At 73.1% G+C, this 4,863-nt stretch carries 4 protein-coding genes; 2 read left to right on the top strand and 2 right to left on the bottom strand.

Annotated elements, in window-relative coordinates:
- Positions 1 to 320: SCO6745 family protein (locus tag H5J30_RS17665; RefSeq protein WP_445194945.1), on the bottom strand; the 320-nt coding region annotated here is incomplete at its 3' end.
- A 102-nt stretch (positions 321 to 422) separates the two neighbouring features.
- Between H5J30_RS17665 and H5J30_RS17660 the strand changes: the two genes are divergently transcribed.
- Both H5J30_RS17660 and H5J30_RS17655 read left to right on the top strand, forming a co-directional pair.
- The gene (locus H5J30_RS17660; protein ID WP_181788383.1) at positions 423 to 1,004 is read left to right on the top strand and encodes a TetR/AcrR family transcriptional regulator; all 582 of its coding nucleotides are present in this window, start codon (positions 423 to 425) and stop codon (positions 1,002 to 1,004) included.
- 153 nt (positions 1,005 to 1,157) lie between these two features.
- On the top strand, positions 1,158 to 1,592 hold the full coding sequence (locus tag H5J30_RS17655; protein WP_181788382.1) for a TA system VapC family ribonuclease toxin: 435 nt from the start codon (positions 1,158 to 1,160) through the stop codon (positions 1,590 to 1,592).
- An 89-nt stretch (positions 1,593 to 1,681) separates the two neighbouring features.
- Here H5J30_RS17655 and mfd read toward each other — a convergent pair.
- On the bottom strand, positions 1,682 to 4,863 hold a 3,182-nt coding region (mfd, locus tag H5J30_RS17650), incomplete at its 5' end, for a transcription-repair coupling factor (protein WP_181788381.1).

Below are 4,863 nucleotides of genomic sequence, written 5' to 3'. Positions count from 1 at the left end.
ATCGACCGGTACGCGCGGTCGACGGCGCGTTCGCGGGCGGCGAGCACCTTCGCCGGGTCGGCGACGTCCCAGGCGGCGGGGACGTAGCGGGCGGTCATGGCGGGGTTGAAGCTGTAGAACGCGGCGGTGACGACCGCGTCGCCGACCGGGCCGAGGGGTGCGGCGCGCCAGGCGAAGTAGGAGGGCCAGCGGCTCCCGGTGCCGTAGCCGAGGGCGGCGGCCTCGTCGTGGGCTTCCGGCGCGTAGTAGAGGACGGCGTGCAGGGGTTCCAGCAGGTGCCAGAGCTGCCGTACGCGCTGCGGGGCCAGGTCTTCCGACATGGTGTCCTCCTCCGTCTCGTCCCACCGAATCTTTACATTGACTAGATTGCCTCGCGCCCGCCCAACTTGTCAATGACTAGATATCTCCAGCAGGATGGCCCCATGACCGACGACGACCGCCCCTACCACCACGGCAACCTGCGCCGCGCCGTCCTCGACGCCGCCCTCGACGCCATCGCCGCCCAGGGCCCCGGCGCCGTCAGCCTCCGCGACCTGGCCCGCCGCGCCGGCGTCTCCCACGCGGCGCCCGCGCACCACTTCAAGGACCGCGCCGGTCTGCTGACCGCGGTCGCGGCGGAGGGCAACGCGCTGCTCGCGGAGTCGCTGGAGGCGGCGGCGGACCTGGAGGACCTGGGCGTGCGGTACGTACGCTTCGCGCTCGCGCACCCGGCGCACTTCCAGGTGATGTACCAGCCCCACCTGCTGCACCCGGACGCCCAGGACCTGGCCGCGGCCCGCGATCGCGTCGACCGCACCCTGCGCGCCGCCCTCGCGGCCCTCCCCGAGTCCGACCGCGGCCCCGACCCGGAGCGCGCCCGACTGGCCGCCTGGTCCGCGGCCCACGGCTTCGCCACCCTGGCCCTCAGCGGCAGCCTCGACGCCGCCCTCGCCGGCCACGACGACCCGGCGGAGGTCTTCCGTTCGCTTACGCACCTGATGTTCAACCCCGCGTCGCAGCGATGAGTCCGGGGTACCGGCGTGGTCTCTTCTTACGTACCGCGGAAACTAAGAGGAGCACACCCTGCGGGACGCCAGCGTCACGGGCGACGGGCTGCAGCCGGACATCCGCGGGGCGGGCTGGGACGAGATCCGCGGCCTCGCCTACGGGGACCGGGCGTGATCGCCCTCGACACCAACGTGCTGCTCTACGCCCACCGCGCGGACAGCCCGTTCCACGACGCGGCCGCTGCCGCCGTCCGGGGGCTCGCCGAGGGGACGGTCCCGTGGGCGCTGCCGTGGCCCTGTCTGCACGAGTTCCACTCCGTCGCCACCCACCCCCGCGTCTACCGGCCGCCGAGCACCACCGAGCAGGCCCTGACCCAGATCGACCCCTGGCTGCAGTCCCCCACCGCCGTCCTCCTCGCCGAGGGCAGCGGGTACTGGCCGGTGCTCCGCGAGGCGCTGGAGCAGGGCAAAGTCGCCGGGCCGATGGTCCACGACGGCCGGGTCGCCGCGCTGTGCCGCATGCACGGCGTACGGGAACTCTGGTCCGCCGACCGGGACTTCAGCCGGTTTCCCGGTGTCCGGGTGCGCAACCCCCTGAAGGGGTGACCCCCGTACCATCCCCGGCACCCGGCACCCGGCACCCGGCACCCGCCGCCCGGCACCCGAAGCCGTGTCCGGCGCAGGCGCCCCGCCCCCTACGAGTCCAGGATCGTCGTCAGCAGTTCCCCCACCCACGCCAGCAGTTCGCGGCCCTTCAGCGGCTGGGCGCCCAGCTGCTTCGGCTTCGGGCGGTCCACCAGGATCTGGTGCAGCGCCGGCTTGACCACCGCGCCCGGGTACAGCCGCTTCAGCCGCAGTTCCTGCGACTCCCGCAGCGACACCGGGCTGAAGCGGATGCGGGTGCCCTGCAGCGTGACGTCCGTGACGCCGCAGGCGCGGGCCAGCATGCGCAGGCCCGCGACCAGCAGGAGGTTCTCGACCGGCTCCGGGAGCGGGCCGTAGCGGTCGGTGAGTTCCTCGCGGACCGCGCGGATGTCGTCCTCCGTCGTGACGGAGGCGATCGCGCGGTACGCCGCGAGGCGCAGCCGCTCGCCCGGGGCGTAGTCGTGCGGGACGTGGGCGTCGACCGGCAGCTCGATCTTGACCTCCGGCGGCGGCGCCTCCTCCGCGCCGCCCTCCAGGGTCGCGCGGTAGTCGGCGACGGCCTCGCCGACCATCCGGACGTACAGGTCGAAGCCGACGCCCGCGATGTGGCCCGACTGCTCGCCGCCCAGCAGGTTGCCGGCGCCGCGGATCTCCAGGTCCTTCATCGCCACGTACATGCCGGCGCCCATCTCCGTGTGCTGCGCGATGGTGGCGAGGCGTTCGTGCGCGGTCTCCGTCAGCGGCTTCTCCGGCGGGTACAGGAAGTACGCGTAGCCCCGCTCGCGGCCCCGGCCGACGCGCCCGCGCAGCTGGTGCAGCTGCGAGAGGCCGAAGGTGTCGCCGCGCTCGACGATGAGGGTGTTGGCGTTGGAGATGTCGATGCCGTTCTCCACGATCGTCGTGGAGACCAGCACGTCGAACTTCTTCTCCCAGAAGTCGACCACCACCTGCTCCAGCGCCGACTCCGACATCTGCCCGTGCGCCGTCGCGACCCGCGCCTCCGGCACCGCCTGCCGCAGCCGGGAGGCGGCGCGGTCGATGGACTCCACCCGGTTGTGGATGTAGAAGACCTGGCCCTCGCGCAGCAGTTCGCGGCGGATGGCGGCGCCGATCTGCTTCTCCTCGTACGGGCCGACGAAGGTCAGCACCGGGTGCCGCTCCTCCGGCGGGGTGGTGATCGTCGACATCTCGCGGATGCCGGTGACGGCCATCTCCAGCGTCCGCGGGATGGGGGTGGCGGACATCGTCAGCACGTCGACGTTGGCGCGCAGCTTCTTCAGCTGCTCCTTGTGCTCCACGCCGAAGCGCTGCTCCTCGTCGACGACGACCAGGCCCAGGTCCTTGAACCGGGTGTCGGACGAGAAGAGCCGGTGCGTGCCGATGACGACGTCGACCGAGCCCTCGCGCAGCCCGTCGACCACCGCCTTGGCCTCGGCGTCCGTCTGGAACCTGGACAGCGCCCGCACCACCACGGGGAACTGCCCGTACCGCTCGGCGAACGTGCCCATGTGCTGCTGCACCAGCAGCGTCGTCGGTACGAGGACGGCGACCTGCTTGCCGTCCTGCACCGCCTTGAACGCCGCCCGCACCGCGATCTCCGTCTTGCCGTACCCGACGTCGCCGCAGACGAGGCGGTCCATGGGCACGGGCTTTTCCATGTCCTCCTTCACCTCGGTGATGGTGGACAGCTGGTCGGGCGTCTCCACGTACGGGAACGCGTCCTCCAGCTCGCGCTGCCAGGGGGTGTCGCCGGCGAAGGCGTGGCCGGGGGCGGCCATGCGCGCCGAGTAGAGCTTGATGAGGTCGGCGGCGATCTCCTTGACGGCCTTCTTCGCGCGCGACTTGGTCTTGGCCCAGTCGGAGCCGCCGAGCCGGTGCAGCGTGGGGGCCTCGCCGCCGACGTACTTGGTGACCTGGTCGAGCTGGTCGGTGGGGATGTACAGCCGGTCGCCCGGCTGGCCGCGCTTGGCCGGGGCGTACTCCACCAGCAGGTACTCCCGGGTGGCGCCCTGGACCGTACGCTGCACCATCTCCAGGTAGCGCCCGACGCCGTGCTGCTCGTGCACGATGTAGTCGCCGGCCCGGAGCGTCAGCGGGTCGATCTGCTTGCGCCGCCGCGCGGGCATCCGCGCGCCGTCGCGGCCCGCGGCCTTCTGCCCGGACAGGTCGGTCTCGGTGAGCACCGCGAGCCCGAGGCCGGGGGCGACGAAGCCGTGGTCCAGCTCGCCGCACGAGACGTGCACGACGGACGGCGCGAGCGCGTCCGGGCCGAGGTCCGCGTCGAGGCGGGCGGCGATGCCCTCGCCGCCGAGCACCTCGACGGTGCGCTGCGCGGGCCCGTGGCCCTCGGTGAGGTAGACCACGCGCCAGCCGTCGGCGAGCCAGCCCTTGGTGTCGGCGAGGGCGCGGGCGGTGTCCCCGCGGTACACCTCCGGGGCGTGCAGCCCCAGCTCCAGGGTGTCGTCCTCCAGCTCCGCGTCCGCGGAGAAGGGGCTGATCGACCACCACATCATGCCCAGCTCGCGCGCGTGGTCGCGGACGTCGGCGATGCCCCACAGCGAGGCCCGGCCCAGCAGCTCCAGGTCGATCGGCGCCTCCCCGCCCCCAGCGGAGGCGGCCCACGACGCCTGGAGGAACTCCTGCGACGTGGCGACCAGGTCCGCGGCGCGGGTCCGCACCCGCTCGGGGTCGCAGGACACCGCCATGCTGCCGGCCGGCAGCACGTCGAGCAGCAGCTCCATGTCGTCGACGAGGACCGGCGCCAGGGACTCCATGCCCTCCACCGCGATGCCCTCGGCGATCTTGCCCAGCATCTCGCCGAGCTGCGGGTGCCGTACGGCGAGGTCGGCGGCCCGCGCCCGTACGGAGCCGGTCAGCAGCAGCTCGCGGCACGGCGGCGCCCACAGGCCGTGCTCGGCGACCTCAAGGGAGCGCTGGTCGGCGACCTTGAAGTAGCGGACCTCCTCGATGTCGTCGCCCCAGAACTCCACCCGCAGGGGGTGCTCCTCGGTGGGCGGGAAGACGTCGAGGATGCCGCCGCGCACCGCGAACTCACCGCGCTTCTCCACCAGCTCCACCCGGCTGTACGCGGCCGCCCCCAGCGCCTGCACCGTCTCTTCGAGGTCGGCGGACCCGCCGCTGCGCAGCGCCACGGGCTTGAGGTCGCCGAGGCCCTTGACCTGCGGCTGGAGCACGGAGCGTACGGGCGCGACGACGACGGAGACGGGGCCCG

The sequence above is a fragment of the Streptomyces phytophilus genome (genome assembly GCF_013870535.1).
Taxonomy (GTDB): domain Bacteria; phylum Actinomycetota; class Actinomycetes; order Streptomycetales; family Streptomycetaceae; genus Streptomyces; species Streptomyces phytophilus.
The sequence above is the reverse complement of the archived record's forward strand: the minus strand, read 5'-3'. Positions and strand labels throughout refer to the sequence as shown.